This is a genomic window from Corynebacterium mendelii, from assembly GCF_017307055.1.
GTDB classification, from domain to species: Bacteria; Actinomycetota; Actinomycetes; order Mycobacteriales; family Mycobacteriaceae; genus Corynebacterium; species Corynebacterium mendelii.
This window is the reverse complement of record NZ_JAFLEQ010000018.1, coordinates 25,281-40,811: the sequence shown is the minus strand read 5'-3', so window position 1 is coordinate 40,811 and position 15,531 is coordinate 25,281. Positions and strand designations below refer to the sequence as shown.

Below are 15,531 nucleotides of genomic sequence, written 5' to 3'. Positions count from 1 at the left end.
CGGCCACAGATGATGGAAAAAGCAGTGTCCCCGCCCCCGGCCCCGCCGGGCGGGGGATAAGGCGGTGACACACAGTCGGCAGGATTGTTTTTTTTAAAAAAACCTGCGTGACGCGGCGGGGAGGGGGAGGGGGCGGTGGTGTGCGCTGTGTGGTCCACCGGCCCCGGGGTGTGCGGCGAGAAAAAACAGGTGGACCTTTTCATCCGCGCCCCGCGGGGAATCGGGTTTTAAGCGTGCGCCCCGTTGTAGGCGTCGATGATTTCCTGCGGAATACGCCCGCGCTCGGCGATGGTGTAGCCCTGGCCTTTCGCCCATTCACGGATCTTGCGGTTTAAGTCCGGATTTTTCGTGGTGCCCGAACGCTTCTTGCGCGATGATTCGGCTTTGCGTCCGGCGCTGATGAAAGGCTGGAATGCTTCCCGGACTTTAGCGGCATTGCTTTCCGACAGGTCCAGAACATAATCGGTGCCGTCGAGGGAAAAATGCACCACATTGAGCTTTTCCTCGTTCAGCGGGGTGTCATCCAAATCATCGAAGTACTGGGTGATGTTGCGGCGAGCCATGGGCATTCTCCTTTGAAAAAGGGATGTGATCCCTAATCTATTTGTTTTGCATCTTAAAAAAGGGCCGTCGTGTTTTCCATTCGGTCCGTTATGCGTCATGCTAGAGTCCGGCAGCCAAAAAAACAACTAGAGCGTGTTTAGTGGATAAAGCGCGGCGGTTCTTTTGAAAAAAGAGATTCAAAAACAGTTGTTTTCCGACCGCCAATGATTTTCCTTAAAAAAAATTCAACCGGCAGTTTTAAAAACCCGATAAACCCGTGAGAAAACAATGTCACCCGGCATGCCCGGTGGCGTGCCACGCCCGGCGGGGTGGGAGAAAAAGCGGGCACAGCGAAAAACCCGCCGGGTCCGTGTGCCTGCGGCATGTCTGCCCAGGGCACAAAAGAACGGATCCGTGCGGGTTTGCGGAAAAAGACAGGAAAAACACTCACCTGCCGCCCGGGCAGTGGCATATGGTCGTTGTTTTTTGTGCGCCCTGCCGGTGAGGTGTTTTTCTAGCGGAGGTTGTCTTTGTCCAGCCGGGAATGAATCTGGCCGGTGACATGGTCCAGATCGGAATTGATGGAATGGTGGATACGCTGCCGCTGGTCGTTGTCCATGTGCTCGGCATTGTCGGCGGCGGTGAATAAGGTGTCCAGCCGGTTGGTGATGTCTTTTTTCAGCCCCGCCGGCAAAGGCGCGTCATCAAGGCTGCGGCGCACCGCTTCGATACGGGCTTTGATCGGGGCCCCGAAGCCGGTGAAACGGGCCAAATCCGAAGAAGACACCCCGAAATTGCGTGCTTTCTTTTTCAGCAGCTGTTCCCGGCTCCAGGTGACCGCGCGGTAGATCAGCGGCAGAACAACCGGCGCCAGCAGGCGCGCCGCACCGGTGTAGCGTTTGACGTTTTTGGCGTTGAAACTGCCGGCTTTGAGCTGTTTGTAGGTTTGCTTGGCCATGCGCTTTTCGTGCTTTTGTTTGGCCTTGAGATTTTTCAACTGGGATTTCTCCATGTTCTTTTTCTCTTTGGCCAGAAGCCTGGAACGGCGCAGCGCCAGTTTCTTTTCTTCTTTCACCTCTGTTTTGGCGCGCTGTTTGGCGGCTTTGACTTGGGCCTTCGTGCGTGCGCGTGAGGAGCGGATCGTAGAAAAAATTCCCATGGGTTCACCCGGTGTGTTCGATTGGTCAGTGACGTGTTGTTCCTGCGGCGGCTGACAGTGCCGTCGCAGCGGTACCAGGTACCCACCTTACCGGTTGCCGCCCGCTAGGCTTGAAATCTTGTGGAAGCAATCAAACCGGCCACGGCGAAGGATTTGGTGGGCTGCCGGTACAAACTCCGGCAGCGCCGCCGCTTTCCCGATGTGGGGCCGACCAACCGGTCGCTCAGACGCAGCCAGCGCGCCGACGCGGCGTTGGCTGCGGTCCTGGCGATGCTTCCCCGGGCGGCGGCCATCGGCGATAAGGTTAAATTCACCCGTATCGATATCCCGCCGACCACCAGCCGGTCCGGTGACGATGAGTTGTTCGCCGCCGAGGCCATGACACTGGAGGCCCTGGCGCACGCCCCGACGCTGATCACCGGTGCGGTCCTGACACCGACAGTCGCCGGAACCGTGATGCGGGTCCACCCCGATGTGCTGGTGGCACAACCCGATGGCAGCTATTGTCCGGTGATCATCAGCCAGCACCGGGTGGCTGAACCCGCCAGGAAATCAACCCTCCCCGTGGTGGGGACTTCACGGCTGGGTCTGGCCACAGCCGTGACCGGCCACTACCGTCTGCGCCACCATCCCATCGACGGCTACCGGATAGCCCTGGCCGATCTGGGTCTGGCGGAGGTGGGGTTGTCCTCCGGGACGGCCGGATGCGTCGGCCAGGACCGCAGCCGGGTGTTTTTTGTCGATGCCTGCCACTACCACCGGCCACTGGCCAAGGCTGTGGCCCAGAAGGCGCAGCTGTCACCGCACCGGATCAAACAATGTGCCGGCTGCCGGTTCTGGTTCGACTGCGAAAAGCAGCTGAAAGACAGCGACGATATTTCGCTGTTCCTGCCGGGCGACAAGGCCAGGGCACTGAAAGACAAGGGGATTGACACTGTCAGCGCCCTGGCGGGTCTTTCCGGCCAGACCGCGGCGCTGGCCCGGGCCTACCAGGCCGGTATCCCGGTGGTGCGCAAAAAAACCTTCACCCCGCCGGTGCTTCACGATGTGGAACTGGATATCGACGTCGAATCATTTTTGGACCGGGGCGCCTACCTGTGGGGGGTGTTCGACGGGACGACCTACCACTCCTACACCACCTGGGACGGTTTGGGCGGGGATGCCGAAGCGGGGGCCTTCGCCGATTTTTTCCACCACATCCGCTCCACTGTGGCCGCCGCGCGGCAGGCGGGACAAACAGTGGCGGTGCACTGCTATGCGGCCGGCGGGGAAAACCATTGGCTTTTAAGCTGCGCCCGCCGTTTCGGCGGGTATGAAAGCCCCGGCGGCAATATCGCCCCGACCGAAAGGGAAGTCCGTGAGTTCATCTCCTCCGGGGTGTGGATCGACGTGTTTGCGACAGTGAAAAACAACCTGTTCGGCCCGTTCGGGCTGGGGCTGAAACATGTGGCACCGGTGGCCGGTTTCACCTGGCCCGATGACGACATCGACGGGGAGGTGTCCCTGCACTACTACCGGATTGCCCGCGGCTTTGTCACCGATGGTGAGGTCTGTGCCACCCGGGCACGGCAGATACTTCTCGACTACAACGAAGGCGATACCCGGGCCACCCGGGCGGTGCGCCACTGGCTGGCCGCCGGGGCGGCTGACACCCCGTCGATTACCGCCCTCTAGCACCGGATGCCCCGGCGGTTGCACCCCCACCCGCCGGGGGCCGGGTTGGCGCACACCTATCCCCGCCCGGTTCCCTTGCGTTTTCTGCGGTCGACCATCATCGCCACCGACAGCACCAGCAGGGCAGCCACCAGCAGCATCAGCCACACCACCAGCCCGGACCATCCGAAGCGGTGGAGCACACCACCGGACAACCAGCCCACCACGGATGAACCCATGTAGTAGCAGAACAAATAAACCGAGGATGCTTCCGCCCGGTCGTGGGTGGCCAACCGTCCGATCCATCCGGAGGCCGTGGAGTGGACGGCAAAAAACGCGGCGGTGAACACCAGGATGCCCGCCACCATCACCACCAGTGACGATGAGACAACCAGCCCCAAACCAACCAGTGACGCAACTGTCATGGCCACCAGGACGGTTCCCGGGCCGAAGCGGGCCACCAGAGCACCGGCTTTCGCCGACGACCAGGTTCCCGACAGGTACAGCAAAAAGATCGCCCCGACCAGGCCCTCTGACAGGCCGAACACATCGATCATGCGGAAACCGACGTAGTTGTACAGGGACACAAACGCCCCCATCGACAAAAAGCCGGTGATAAACAATGCTGCCAGCCGCGGGTTTTTCCAGTGCCCGGTCATGGCGTGGAACTCGTGGGAAAAACTCAGGCTTTTCGCCCGGAACTGTTTCTGCTGCGGCAGCAGCACCACCATGGCGATGGCAAAAAGACCGGCCACAGCAATATCGGCCCCCAACGCCCACCGCCAGGAGGCGATCTCGAGCACACCGGAGGGAATCAGACGGCCCAGCAATCCGCCGACGGAGTTTCCGGCGATATAGACACCCATCGCCCGGGACAGGTGATCGGGATGGATTTCCTCCGCCAGCCAGGTCATGGCGACAGCCGGAACACCGGCGATGGCCACCCCCTGGACCGCCCGCAGGGCAATGAGTATCTCCGCGGTGGGGGCGAAGGGGAGCAGCAGGCCGATCAGTACGGCAGCGACAGCGGAAATGGTCAGCACCCGGCCGCGGCCGAACCGTTCGGACAGGATCGACGCCGGGACAATGCATACAGCCATGGCTCCCGTTGTCGCCGAGACCGTCAAGGCCGCTGTGGTCGGGCTGATCCCCAACGAGTCCACCAGTGTCGGCAGCATGGACTGGGTGCAGTAGAGGGCGTTGAACGACGCCAGACCGGTGGCGAGCATCGCCACAACAGCGCGGGAATAGTCACGCTGGCCGCGCACCAGACCACCGGGAAGACCATCGCCGCCGACGGCATCGTCATCTGTGGTGCTTGTCATAACCACTATGGTGCACGCCTGTCAGCGATCGGTAAAATAGCAGATCAACGGCACCGGGGGGCGGGGGTAAGCCGAACCACCCACCGGCCCCGGGCGGCGGACACTGCACGACGGTGCTCACCGCGGGGGCAGTCCCCGGGACAATAAGCACGGCGACCCGCCCGCCACCGGATTATCCGGGCGGCGGGCGGGTCGGTGAAATAACTGTAAGGATCAGGGCGCTTCCCCCCAAAAAAGCCGGGGGCGGCAGCCGGTTTAGCTGGAAATAGCCGACGACAGCGAGAATGATCCTGTCGCGCTGGAGCTGCGGTCTTCTTCCTTGAATACCGAGCAGGCCTGTCCCGCTTTGACCACCGCGTCAACCTGTGCGCGCAGCTGTCGTTTCTGTTCCCTGGTCAACTCGCCGTAGGACTTGCCCAGTTTCTTCAAGATCGCATCCCGGTACTGGTCGGCGTAGTCCTTGGCGGTGATCTCTTCGGGGTTGTTGGCTTTAAAATCCGCGCTGAACTTGGTGCAGTCGAGGGTGTTTTCTTCCGCGGAGGCGACAGGCGCCACCAGGGATGTGGCGGTGACGGCTGTGGCGGCCGCAAGCAAAGCGAAACGTTTCATTGTGGTTCTCCTTGGGGACATCCCCGGCGTGGTGGCGGGGTGGTGGGCGGAATTGAAAGCCAACTCTACCAGTGGGATTTGTGCCGGGTCGGCGGGCCAAGAGGCCGGGTGAGGTGGATGAGCAATAAAAAAGACACCGCGCACAATGTGTGGGCGCGGTGTCCGGGAAAAGCTGTGCCGGTGATGCTACTGGGCGGCTGCGGCCAAACGCTCGGCGACGTCATCCCAGTTGAAGACGTTCCACACGGCGTCGACATAGTCGGCCTTGACGTTTTTGTACTGCAGGTAGAAGGCGTGCTCCCACATATCCAGCATGAGCAGCGGGGTCAGGTTGGCGGAGATATTGCCCTGCTGATCGTAGAGCTGCTCGATAACCAGGCGGCCGGCAATGTGGTCGTAGCCGAGCACGGCCCAACCGGAGCCCATCAGCCCCAAAGCTGCGGCAGAGAAGTGGGCCTTGAATTTCTCGAAGGAACCGAAGTCACGCTCGATGGCTGCCAGCAGTTCGCCTTCCGGCTTTCCGCCACCGTTGGGGGAGAGGTTCTGCCAGAAGATCGAGTGGTTGGTGTGTCCGCCCAGGTTGAACGCCAGGGTGCGCGACAGTGCAGCCACTTCGTCACCGATGGTGTCGTTGTCGCGGGCCTTTTCCAGGGCCGCCAGAGCAGCATTGGCACCCTTGACGTAGCCGGCATGGTGCTTGTCGTGGTGGATACGCATGATCTCGCCGGAGATATGCGGCTCAAGAGCGTCGTAGTCGTAGGGAAGATCGGGGAGTTCGTAGACGGCCATGGTAGTGGATGTCCTTTCGATTGATGATTGTTGATGGGGCACAACCGGCAACCTCTGTTTGTGTCAGAGATCACGCCGTGTGCCCAGTAACCGCCCACTATAGGGACAATTGAAGGAAAGAACTAAAAACCACGGAAATTGTTATAAAGCCGGTTGAGCGTATAGAAATGTTGGCTTAGACGTACTTTTTTCTACGGTGTGTGCGCCTGCGGTCCCTTTTTCTGTGCCCTGCCCCGGTCCACGGCGGTGGTGGCCCCGGTGCCTGCCCCGGACAGCCACCTGCCGGACCCGTTGGCGTTTGGTGCGGGAAATGAAAACGCGGCCGGTGGCGTTGACTGTTTTTAAAGAAACCGATTTCATTGCCGTCACCACGACAAGAAAGGACAGATCATGGGCTGGCTGTTCGGGAAAGAAACTCAAGCCGTAACGCACGACACTGCGCTGAAGGGCGGGCGGCACCCGGTGCTTGCCCATCCCCGCCCGCATGCTGTGTTGGGCACCCCCATCACCGGCCCGTGGGAGGAGCACCAGCGCTGTCTGATTGTGGCCATGGGCTGCTACTGGGGTGCGGAAAAACTTTTTTGGACCACCCCGGGTGTGGTGTCGACTTCCGTGGGCTTTGCCGGCGGATACACCCCGAATCCGACCTACCGGGAATCGTGCACCGGCCGAACCGGGCACACAGAGTGCGTCGAAGTCGTCTACGATCCGGCGGAAATCACCCTGGAAGAACTGGTGCGCATTGCGCTGGAAAACCATGACCCCACCCAGAAAAACCGGCAGGGAAACGATGTCGGGACCCAGTACCGGTCGGCGTTCTACACTGTCGGCGATGATGCCCGGCAGCAGGCGGAGACTGTGAAAACACTCGTCGACGCCTACGGCAAGGTCCTGGCCGGGCACGGTTTCGGGCCTGTGACCACCGAAATCATGCCGCTGGCGGATACACCTGCCGGAACCTACTACCGGGCGGAAGATGAACACCAGCAGTATCTGCACAAAAACCCGGGCGGATACTGCCCGCACCACGGAACCGGGATCGGCTGCGGTCCGGAGTAGAGCCGGTGCCGCAGGACAGAAGTCCCGAGAGCTTTTTTACCGGCTGTCTCACACCGGCAGATCGGCAAGACTGCGGATAAACGGCTCACCGGTTGTGTTGCCGGTCCGGCTGTACCGGGCAAGCCAGATGGCCTGCAGCCCCGCCCGCCGGGCGGCATGGACATCGTTGGCCAGATTGTCGCCGACCATCAGTGCCTCGGATGCGCGGCAGTCAAGATGGTCAAGGACATGCCGGTAGATGCCCGGATCCGGTTTGGCGCACCCGATCTCTGCGGAGCAGAACATCATCAGGTCGCCAGTGAAAAGACCGGTGCGTTCCAGTTTCATTTTCTGCAGGGCCAGTGCCCCGTTGGTCACAATCGCCACCCGCAGGCCCTTGTCCCTGACCCGGTTGAGTGCGTCAGCCGCATCAGGGAAAGCGGTCCACCGTGACCGGTAGAAGTCCAAAAAGTGGCCGAAGAGTTCATCGGCCCGGCCATCATCGATCCCCGGTGTACCGAAGAAATCCCTGATGCGCTCCCGGCGCTGCTGTGTGTGGGTGATCTCGCCATGTTCATAGCGGCGGAAATGAACCTCTTCCAGCCGCATCCACCTCGCCACGGGATCTTCTCCGCCGTGATCGGCGGGATCATGCCGCGCGTACTGCCGGATGAAGTCCCCGGCGGCGGCCACGGCCGCACAGTGGTGGTCGACCAGGGTTCCGTCAAGATCAAAGAGCACTGTGGTGCATGTCACGCAGACAGGATAACAAGTCAGCTCCGATCGGCCGGCATCGATGAAACAATCACTGAACCAACACAAAAATGTGGGATTGTGTCCGTTTTGGTGTGGGTGGGCATGTATCCGTGATTATTTTCGGTAGTGGTGCGCAGTAGTCCTGTCCTGCTGCCGCACGCATCCCCTGACCTGTTGTCCCGTCGGAAAACAGGAAATACATGGCCGCCGGGCTACCCCCGCGGCTTGCACACCGGCTCCCGGCCAACGCTTGCGCCGCCGTGCGGCAGTGAGCGGAAATGAGCGATTATTTGCCTTCCTGTGCCTGCTGCACTAGCGGAAACCACATAAACGGACATAATGGAGGTGTCGGTTTCAACGAGCCGGGAGAACACAGCAACGATCCCGGATGAAGGAAGGTCGGTTTTCTCATGAAGGTCAGTGCAGGCAACAAGATTGTGTTGATCGGTGCGGGTGACGTCGGGGTCGCCTACGCCTTCAGCCTCGTCAACCAGGGGTTCTGTGACCATCTCGCGATTATCGACATCGACGAGAAAAAACTCGAGGGCAATGTCATGGACCTCAACCACGGTGTGGTGTGGGCGCGTTCCCGCACCAAAGTCACCAAGGGCACCTACGCCGACTGCGAGGATGCGGCCATGGTTGTTCTGTGCGCCGGTGCCGCACAGAAGCCGGGGGAGACCCGCCTGCAGCTGGTTGACAAAAACATGCACATTCTCAAGGGAATCGTCGACCAGGTCATGGACAACGGTTTCGACGGTATTTTCCTGGTGGCCTCCAACCCGGTCGATATTCTCACCTACGCGGTATGGAAGTACTCCGGCCTGCCGGCGCACCGGGTGCTCGGTTCGGGCACTGTGCTGGACTCGGCCCGTTTCCGCTACATGCTCGGGGAACTCTACGAAGTGGCCCCGACCTCGGTGCACGCCTACATTATCGGCGAGCACGGTGACACCGAGCTTCCCGTGCTCTCCTCGGCCACCATCGCCGGTGTGTCGATGCGCAAGCAGCTGGAAAAAGATCCGGCACTGGAAGAAAAACTCGAGAACATTTTCGAGCAGACCAGGGATGCCGCCTACTCGATTATCGACGCCAAGGGATCAACCTCCTACGGCATCGGCATGGGGCTTGCCCGCATTACCCGCGCAATCATCCAGAACCAGGATGTGGCCCTGCCGATCTCGGCTCTGCTGCGCGGCGAATACGGCGAAGAAAACATCTACATCGGCACTCCCGCGATCGTCAACCGCAAGGGCATCCGCCGCGTGGTGGAGCTGGAGCTGACCGAGCACGAGCAGCAGCGCTTCAAGCACTCCGCCGACACTCTGCGGGAAGTCCAGGAGAAATTCTTCCCCGCCGAGTAGAACATCGTCAATGGTGCTCACTGTCCCGCTGATGAGCATTGTTCGTGCTGCGGGATAGACCTAACCACGTCGATAGCCCGGCCGCATGCATCAATGAGGCTGGTGGCCGGGCTTTGTCTGGATTAGGCGCTACTGTGGCAGCCGAAGATACGGCATTGCAGCGGCAAAAGCCCCGGCCAATGCAAGCAGGAGAGCGATGATGACGGGAATGGGGCTGGACAGTGGCGTGGAGCCGTTATCCGTGTCGCTTCTCCGGTCTGGTTGGGATGTCTTGGCAGGAGCTTGCTCATCCACTTTCACCAAAAGGACGCGGGTCACCGGGGAGTAGGTGTTGGTGTCATCCGGGGTGAATGTTGCTAACACTTGGTTGTCGCCCCGGACCAGGATCGTGTCCGGTTTATCCCAGCTCCACACCCCGCCGGGAGTTGCAGGAATTGCTACAGCGGACAGTTTTTCGCCTTCGCGTCCGGTCAGTGGGGCCACCGGTGCCGGATCAGCCGGAGGTGTCCGCAAGCGCCACGACAACTCTTTAGGAGCATCCGCAGTGAAATACGGGGCGGTACCGCCGACGGATATCGTGATGTCAGGATCGCTGACAGCGGTGAAATCCCCGTAGACGTGGATGAGGCTGTTCATTCTGCGCCCTGTCGCCTGGTCTTTGTCCGTGGCGTGGAAGGTTTCGTCCATCCGGTAGCTCAGTGGGACTGTGGTGGTATCTCCCGTGGATCGTGAGATGGCTGTCGCGGTGAGGTGAATCTGATCCGGGTCCGTGACTGCAGTTGTTGCAAGATACCCCAGGAGGACTCGGTGGGCGCTGTCTGTTGCGGCAAGCATTGGATCAGGCGCAGGGTAGAAGACTCCGGCATAGGTGCCGGCGGGTGCCTCGGGATCGATCGCGAAATTCTTGCCGTGAAGAAGAAGCAACTGCACGTGGTTGGCCAGTGCCGCAGCGAAGCTGTCCCAGCCACGGTTTCCCGCAGCAGCCCATCCCACATCCGCGGTGCTGGCCATTCTCGGGAAAAGAAGGAATTCCATGTCTCCGCGGTTTCGTGTTGTTTCTGCCCAGAGCGCTCCTTCTACACCCAGTATCCGGTCATCATCGACTTTGTAAAGCTTGCCCGGATCCCAGTCGAAATAGTGTTTTGTTCCACACGCTGGGGCGTCCCCGCACCGGCCGTAGACCGGGCCAACAATGTTTTCACCTTGCTGGGACACGACAGGTCGGGTTGGGAAGTAGACGTATTCTGCGGGGGAAGCCAGAAGCTTCAGGGTCGGTTCAACAGTGAGTGCCTTGGTTGCCACAGCATGTGCACGTGAACCCTGTGCCCATGGTTGGATAACAGCATGGGGCAGATGAATGTTCTTCCCGGCGGCATCACCCCAGTAGATGGGGGTCAGATTGTTGTTCTTGGCAATCTCATCAATCCGCCCCATGTAGTGTGCGTAGTCGGCGTCGCTGATGGAGTTGTTCTCATCACCACCGATGTGGAAAAAGTCGGGGGTGAGACCCATTTTCCGGGTCGTTGGAGTGTCGCTGAGTTCTGTGAGCTGGCTGATGACGGTTTTGTGGAAGGCGTACGTGGCCTCCAGGTCGGGATCCAGGGTGGTGAATTTTTCGGTGTAGTTCCCGTACTGTGGTGCTCTTCCTGTCTCGGGGTCGGGAGGTAAGTAGCTTTTCTCGCCATTGAGCGCTTCGATGGCGTGGAGCGCTGCGTTAGCGTGGCCCGGGCCATCAACCTCTGGGACCACACGGATACCGTGGCGCGCCGCATAGTCGACAATTCGCCGGTAATCGTTCTGGCTGTACCATCCGGCCCGCCCCACCTGGTCAGTGAAGCGGGTGAGTTTTTCGGCTGTGGCTCCGTTGCCGGAGTATTTGATCAGATCTGAAAAATTGATTCCGTGTTCTGTGTCTTGTCCGGTGATGTCGATGCGCCAGGCCTGATCATCGGTCAGATGCATGTGGAGCACGTTCATTTTCAACGACGACATTGAGTCGATCAGTGACTCAACTTCGTCAACAGGCCAGAAATTCCTCACCGGGTCGAGAAGAAGTCCCCGCCAGGCGAAACGCGGTTCATCGGTAATGTCCACCGGATTGGCCGAGATGGTTTGTTTGATTTCCACCGGTGCGGCCGCCGCCGGTCCGAAAAGGTGAAGAAGGCTCTGTACACCCCAAACCGCCCCGACAGGGCCACCGCCGACGATGCGGATGCTGCCGCTGTCGACTTTCAGGGTGTAGTTCTCTTCCGGGGAGCCACCTGTGGCGGGCGGTGCGGTGATGGTGATTCGGCAGTTTTTCCCACCGTGTTGTTCCACCGGGAAATCTCCCCGGGTACTTGTGCGCAGCGTTGCAGCAAGAAGCTGGGCTGCAGGGTCGCCCGACTCGTTCGACGAGATGCAATCGGTCGGTTTGAGTGTGAATGGTGAACCCGCAGCTGAACTGATGTGTGCCGGGGTGGGAATGATTGTGTGGTTGTCAAGGTCAGTGACGGGGTTGGCCAAGCCAACCGAGGGAACGGCAGCTACCGCTGCAGCACAGGAAAAAGCGGCAATGATGTGTCGCAGTCGCATGGAGCAGAAGGCCTTCCGGGAAAACTGTGGATGTTGGAAAAATACTGCATTGACAGTCACAATAGCCGCAGAAGTGATCAAAACCCGGTTGTTGGTGTGTGATGTCACCGAAATGCCGTGCACCGGTTATACCCCGGGGAAAGTGTCATCAACGTTGACGTGAAAGTTGCCACGCCGTCCGATTGATTCCGGTGGAATGAACCGGCCAAAAACTTCGGGTGAATTTATCGCCCGGAAGCCGTGTGATGGTGTCGCATCATCCATCCCCGGGTTTAGTGTGGTCGGTGAACCGGAAAGCAACCCGCACCGGAACACCGGACGGCACTAAGTGGGCCGTTACCGGCTAACACAGAAGAAACCGAGTTTTCGAGGAGTCCTGGGGATGGCCAGAAGCAGCATGACATGGCCGGATGACACCGTGGCCGGTCGTATCAGCGAAGGCACCAAAATCATCGGTCACCGCGGATCGGCGGGAACCTGCCCGGAAAACACCGAGCTGTCTTTCACCACGGCATTGCAGGCCGGGGCACATGCCATTGAATGCGATGTACGCTTGACCCGCTGCGGCACCCCGGTGGTTATCCACGATCCCACCATTGACCGGGTATCCGACGGCTGGGGACGGGTATCGAATCTGACCCTGGATGAACTGAGGGACTACAATTTCGGTACCCGGGACCATCCGCAGACAGTCATGACGCTGGATGAACTGCTCGATTTCATCGGTGACTGGCAGGGGCGGCGTCTGTTCGTCGAAACCAAACATCCGGGCCGCTTCGGCGGGCTGCTGGAGGAACGCGTCGCCGACGAACTGGCCCGCCACAAAATGATCAACAACGACAAAGTGGTTGTCATCTCTTTTTCGTCGGTGTCTCTGGCACGGATGAACCGTCTGGCACCGGGCAATCCACGGTTTTTCCTGCGCCGTGACTGGTATCCGAACAGTTTCCGGGTGCCTTTTTCTGTGGTCGGCCCCACCGGTGTCGGATTGTCCCTGGAAGCCGCCAGACGAAACCCGGTGTTGCTGCCGATGCTGCGCAAACCCCGCTACATGTGGACGTTCAAAAACATGCCCACCATGGAGTGGGCGGTGGCCCGGGGAATCGATTGGATCGCCACCGACTATCCCGGCAAAGCCGCCACCATTGACGGTGTTGCAAAGCTGTAGCGCCATCACCGCTTCTTCACGGATGCGCCGCGCCGGGGTGCGTATGCCACTGTGTCCAAGGGCGGCAGGTGGTCCGGCCGGTGAATGCGCTTTTCCCGGATCGTTTTTTAAACCACGGGTAATGTTATCGACCTTCAATGCGGGCAGGTATCTTTTAGGCATGGCCAAAAAGCGAAAGAACAAAGAACCACTTCCCGAGGGGATGAGCCGCCGTCAGGCCAAGCTCGCGGCCCGCGCAGCAGAGCGTGCGGCCCTTACCCCCGAAGCCCGTCCCTACGAGGGGCTTGCCATGGAAGCTGATCTTGTGGCACTGCAGGAATTCGTTCCCTCGGCAGTCGCGGAACTGAAAGTTGAAGGACTCGATGAGCCGGTGAACCTGTGCACCGTGTTGCCCGGTGCGGTAGCCGCACTGGTGCGGGCCGAGGCCCACGGTGCCGGACGGTATGTGGCCCTGCAGGTCCAGCACCGGACCCACAATCCGGGCAAAGACCTGGCTTTTGCCCTCAACTGGGTCAAAGACGCCGCCCCCGGTGCCACTCTCACCTCGACCGCCAGTGACGGCAGTCAGCCGAAAATCACCGACTTGATTGCCGCGGACCAGACCTTGTCCCCGGTGGAACACCAGGACTTCAACTGGTGGCTGCCGGAAAACGCCGATATCAACGCTCAGATCGACCAGGGTCTCAAGCGGGCCAACGACTCGATTGTTCCCTCCCACCATGTCGAAGCCGATGTCAATGGTGTGTGCTGGTGGGTCGATGCCGGCGATAAAGCCCATATCCGCTGGATCCGTACCGATGACGAGGACAAGCTGCTCACCGCCCTGGCCCGTATCGCGGCCAAGGGGGAACTCAACCTCGGGGAAGACACCAAATTCGCCGGTGTGTTCCGCACCCACGGCATCATTGTCCCGGTCTTCGACCTGGATCGCACCACACCGTGGGATTCCTACGGTGAGAAACTTGCCGCCCTGGACAAGGTGATCACCGAAGAAATCGGCAACGACGCGCAGCTGACAGCCGACGAGCGCAAACAGCTCGACAACATCAAGTCCCGGCAGGTGACCATCCGCTAGACCACCCCCGCCCCATCAGGGGCGTGTGCGTCCACCATGTGCTTAAAGCCCGGCCGCATCCACCAGGATGCGGCCGGGCTTTAAGAGTTATCGGCTTTGCGAATTCACCCGGTTACAGGCTGTATCCGGTCACCGGCTGCCCAGGCCCGCAAACAGGGCACCTGCCTGTTCATTGTCCCAGTAGACAACACTGCCGACATCGGTCATACCCATATCGGCGATCGGTACCGTTTCGGTGGCCACGCCACCACGCACGGCCCACACCAGCCGGGCCAGATTCCACACATGATCGTCCGCGCCGATCGTCAGCGACATCATGCCGCGTTTGATCAGCGGAAAGAACCTGAACGGGTTGAGAAGGGTTGCCGGGGAAGTGGCTGTGTCCAGCAGGGCGCTGAAAAACTCCCGCTGGTGTTCGACCCGGTCAAGATCCCCGCGGGGGAACGCCCGGGAGCGCACATACCCCAAAGCATCCGGCCCACCCAGTTTCTGGCAGCCCGCGGGAAGATCAATGTGGGCCAATGGATCGGCGATCGGCTGGTCAAGACACATCTCCACCCCGCCGATGGCATCGACAATGCCCGCGAAACCACCAAAACCGACCTCCGCGTAATGGTCGATGTGCAGCCCGGTGGCGCCCTCGACTGTCTGCACCAAAAGCTGCGGGCCACCGAAAGCAAAGGATGCGTTGATCTTGTTCATCCCGTAGCCGGGAATATCAACATAGGAGTCGCGCGGTATCGACAGCAGTGTGGGCTGCCCCCGGAGCGGAATATGGGCCAGCATGATGGTGTCTGTGCGGGAAGAACCCAAATCCCCGCCGGTACCCAGCTGCTGTTCCTGTTCCGCGGTCAATCCCTGCCGGGAATCGGAACCGACCAGCAGCCAGTTGGTGCCGGAGGTGGAGGCGATACGCTGCGGGGGAGTTGCCGCGACCCGTGGCAGTCTCGCATCCACATACAGCATGCCCGCCACGATCAGCGCAACAATCACCACCAGCGGCAGCACAATACCGCTGAAACAACCACAACCGCAGCCCCGGCGGCGGCGCGGCCTGCGCCGCCGGGTCGGCCGCGCCGACCCGGTCGGCGGGGCCGACGGTACCGGCGGCGGAACCGGTGCCTGCCGGTAGGCGGGTGGATATGCGCCGGGGTTTTGTCCGGCAGGGGGATAGCCGGGTGGCTGCTGGTGCTGCCGGTAGCCCGGCGGGTAAGGCTGGTTGCCCCGGTGGGGCATGCCGGGTGAAGGCTGCGCCGGGCGTGGTGGACCGGCGCGCCGGGAATCAAGGATTCTGGTCTGATCAGTCGGCCCGGTGGTTTCGGGGGAAGGTCTGTTGACTGTGGCGGACCTTTTTCTCACCGGGCGGCCGAAACGGTCGTAGATGATCTGTCCATGTCGGTCACGCGCCCAGATATCCGGATCATCGGATCCTGCATGCTGGTTGCTGCCGCCATCGGGTCCACGTGAATCCATGGGCT

At 60.6% G+C, this 15,531-nt stretch carries 14 protein-coding genes; 5 read left to right on the top strand and 9 right to left on the bottom strand.

Features of this window, described 5'->3' with window-relative positions; genetic code table 11:
• Positions 1–227: 227 nt before the first annotated feature.
• The 3 genes from JZY06_RS12000 to JZY06_RS11990 all read right to left on the bottom strand — a co-directional run bounded on the left by JZY06_RS12000 (position 228) and on the right by JZY06_RS11990 (position 1,702).
• Positions 228–563: a histone-like nucleoid-structuring protein Lsr2 gene (locus JZY06_RS12000; protein WP_207279811.1), complete on the bottom strand. Its 336-nt coding sequence runs from the start codon at positions 561–563 to the stop codon at positions 228–230.
• A 137-nt stretch (positions 564–700) separates the two neighbouring features.
• The gene (locus JZY06_RS11995) at positions 701–1,015 is read right to left on the bottom strand and encodes a hypothetical protein (protein WP_207279810.1); all 315 of its coding nucleotides are present in this window, start codon (positions 1,013–1,015) and stop codon (positions 701–703) included.
• A 42-nt stretch (positions 1,016–1,057) separates the two neighbouring features.
• Positions 1,058–1,702 (bottom strand): DUF6474 family protein, encoded by a 645-nt coding sequence (locus tag JZY06_RS11990; RefSeq protein WP_207279809.1) that lies wholly within the window; start codon positions 1,700–1,702, stop codon positions 1,058–1,060.
• A 120-nt stretch (positions 1,703–1,822) separates the two neighbouring features.
• On the opposite strand from JZY06_RS11990, the gene JZY06_RS11985 reads away from it, so the two are divergent.
• Complete coding sequence (locus JZY06_RS11985; protein WP_207279808.1) at positions 1,823–3,376, top strand: ribonuclease H-like domain-containing protein; 1,554 nt, start codon at positions 1,823–1,825, stop codon at positions 3,374–3,376.
• Between the two features lie 56 nt (positions 3,377–3,432).
• Here the strand turns inward: JZY06_RS11985 and JZY06_RS11980 are convergent, their stop codons facing one another.
• The 3 genes from JZY06_RS11980 to JZY06_RS11970 all read right to left on the bottom strand — a co-directional run bounded on the left by JZY06_RS11980 (position 3,433) and on the right by JZY06_RS11970 (position 6,078).
• A complete protein-coding gene (locus tag JZY06_RS11980) occupies positions 3,433–4,680 on the bottom strand; it encodes an MFS transporter (protein ID WP_207279807.1) in 1,248 nt (415 codons plus the stop codon).
• Between the two features lie 255 nt (positions 4,681–4,935).
• Positions 4,936–5,289 (bottom strand): hypothetical protein, encoded by a 354-nt coding sequence (locus JZY06_RS11975; RefSeq protein ID WP_207279806.1) that lies wholly within the window; start codon positions 5,287–5,289, stop codon positions 4,936–4,938.
• 186 nt (positions 5,290–5,475) lie between these two features.
• A complete protein-coding gene (locus JZY06_RS11970) occupies positions 5,476–6,078 on the bottom strand; it encodes a superoxide dismutase (RefSeq protein ID WP_207279805.1) in 603 nt (200 codons plus the stop codon).
• Between the two features lie 390 nt (positions 6,079–6,468).
• Here JZY06_RS11970 and msrA point away from each other — a divergent pair, with 390 nt between their 5' ends.
• Positions 6,469–7,137, top strand: a complete 669-nt coding sequence (gene msrA, locus JZY06_RS11965; protein WP_207279804.1) for a peptide-methionine (S)-S-oxide reductase MsrA — start codon at positions 6,469–6,471, stop codon at positions 7,135–7,137.
• 48 nt (positions 7,138–7,185) lie between these two features.
• Here msrA and JZY06_RS11960 read toward each other — a convergent pair whose 3' ends face one another.
• Positions 7,186–7,857, bottom strand: coding sequence for an HAD family hydrolase (locus JZY06_RS11960; RefSeq protein WP_207279803.1), 672 nt, complete (start codon positions 7,855–7,857; stop codon positions 7,186–7,188).
• Between the two features lie 425 nt (positions 7,858–8,282).
• On the opposite strand from JZY06_RS11960, the gene JZY06_RS11955 reads away from it, so the two are divergent.
• Complete coding sequence (locus tag JZY06_RS11955) at positions 8,283–9,236, top strand: L-lactate dehydrogenase (RefSeq protein WP_207279802.1); 954 nt, start codon at positions 8,283–8,285, stop codon at positions 9,234–9,236.
• A gap of 129 nt (positions 9,237–9,365) precedes the next feature.
• Here the strand turns inward: JZY06_RS11955 and JZY06_RS11950 are convergent, their stop codons facing one another.
• Positions 9,366–11,810 (bottom strand): family 20 glycosylhydrolase, encoded by a 2,445-nt coding sequence (locus tag JZY06_RS11950; protein WP_207279801.1) that lies wholly within the window; start codon positions 11,808–11,810, stop codon positions 9,366–9,368.
• A gap of 382 nt (positions 11,811–12,192) precedes the next feature.
• On the opposite strand from JZY06_RS11950, the gene JZY06_RS11945 reads away from it, so the two are divergent.
• A complete protein-coding gene (locus JZY06_RS11945; RefSeq protein ID WP_207279800.1) occupies positions 12,193–12,978 on the top strand; it encodes a glycerophosphodiester phosphodiesterase in 786 nt (261 codons plus the stop codon).
• A gap of 160 nt (positions 12,979–13,138) precedes the next feature.
• Positions 13,139–14,053: a DUF5926 family protein gene (locus JZY06_RS11940; RefSeq protein ID WP_207279799.1), complete on the top strand. Its 915-nt coding sequence runs from the start codon at positions 13,139–13,141 to the stop codon at positions 14,051–14,053.
• A 129-nt stretch (positions 14,054–14,182) separates the two neighbouring features.
• Here JZY06_RS11940 and JZY06_RS11935 read toward each other — a convergent pair whose 3' ends face one another.
• A complete protein-coding gene (locus JZY06_RS11935; RefSeq protein WP_207279798.1) occupies positions 14,183–15,526 on the bottom strand; it encodes an LCP family protein in 1,344 nt (447 codons plus the stop codon).
• Positions 15,527–15,531: the final 5 nt, after the last annotated feature.

Coding starts and splice junctions, on each gene's coding strand:
- JZY06_RS11990 (WP_207279809.1), bottom strand. CDS start 1,702: ATGGGAATTTTTTCTACGATCCGCTCCTCACGCGCACGCACGAAGGCC.
- JZY06_RS11945 (WP_207279800.1), top strand. CDS start 12,193: ATGGCCAGAAGCAGCATGACATGGCCGGATGACACCGTGGCCGGTCGT.
- JZY06_RS11955 (WP_207279802.1), top strand. CDS start 8,283: ATGAAGGTCAGTGCAGGCAACAAGATTGTGTTGATCGGTGCGGGTGAC.
- msrA (WP_207279804.1), top strand. CDS start 6,469: ATGGGCTGGCTGTTCGGGAAAGAAACTCAAGCCGTAACGCACGACACT.
- JZY06_RS11970 (WP_207279805.1), bottom strand. CDS start 6,078: ATGGCCGTCTACGAACTCCCCGATCTTCCCTACGACTACGACGCTCTT.
- JZY06_RS11950 (WP_207279801.1), bottom strand. CDS start 11,810: ATGCGACTGCGACACATCATTGCCGCTTTTTCCTGTGCTGCAGCGGTA.
- JZY06_RS11975 (WP_207279806.1), bottom strand. CDS start 5,289: ATGAAACGTTTCGCTTTGCTTGCGGCCGCCACAGCCGTCACCGCCACA.
- JZY06_RS11995 (WP_207279810.1), bottom strand. CDS start 1,015: ATGCCACTGCCCGGGCGGCAGGTGAGTGTTTTTCCTGTCTTTTTCCGC.
- JZY06_RS12000 (WP_207279811.1), bottom strand. CDS start 563: ATGGCTCGCCGCAACATCACCCAGTACTTCGATGATTTGGATGACACC.
- JZY06_RS11940 (WP_207279799.1), top strand. CDS start 13,139: ATGGCCAAAAAGCGAAAGAACAAAGAACCACTTCCCGAGGGGATGAGC.
- JZY06_RS11935 (WP_207279798.1), bottom strand. CDS start 15,526: ATGGATTCACGTGGACCCGATGGCGGCAGCAACCAGCATGCAGGATCC.
- JZY06_RS11980 (WP_207279807.1), bottom strand. CDS start 4,680: ATGACAAGCACCACAGATGACGATGCCGTCGGCGGCGATGGTCTTCCC.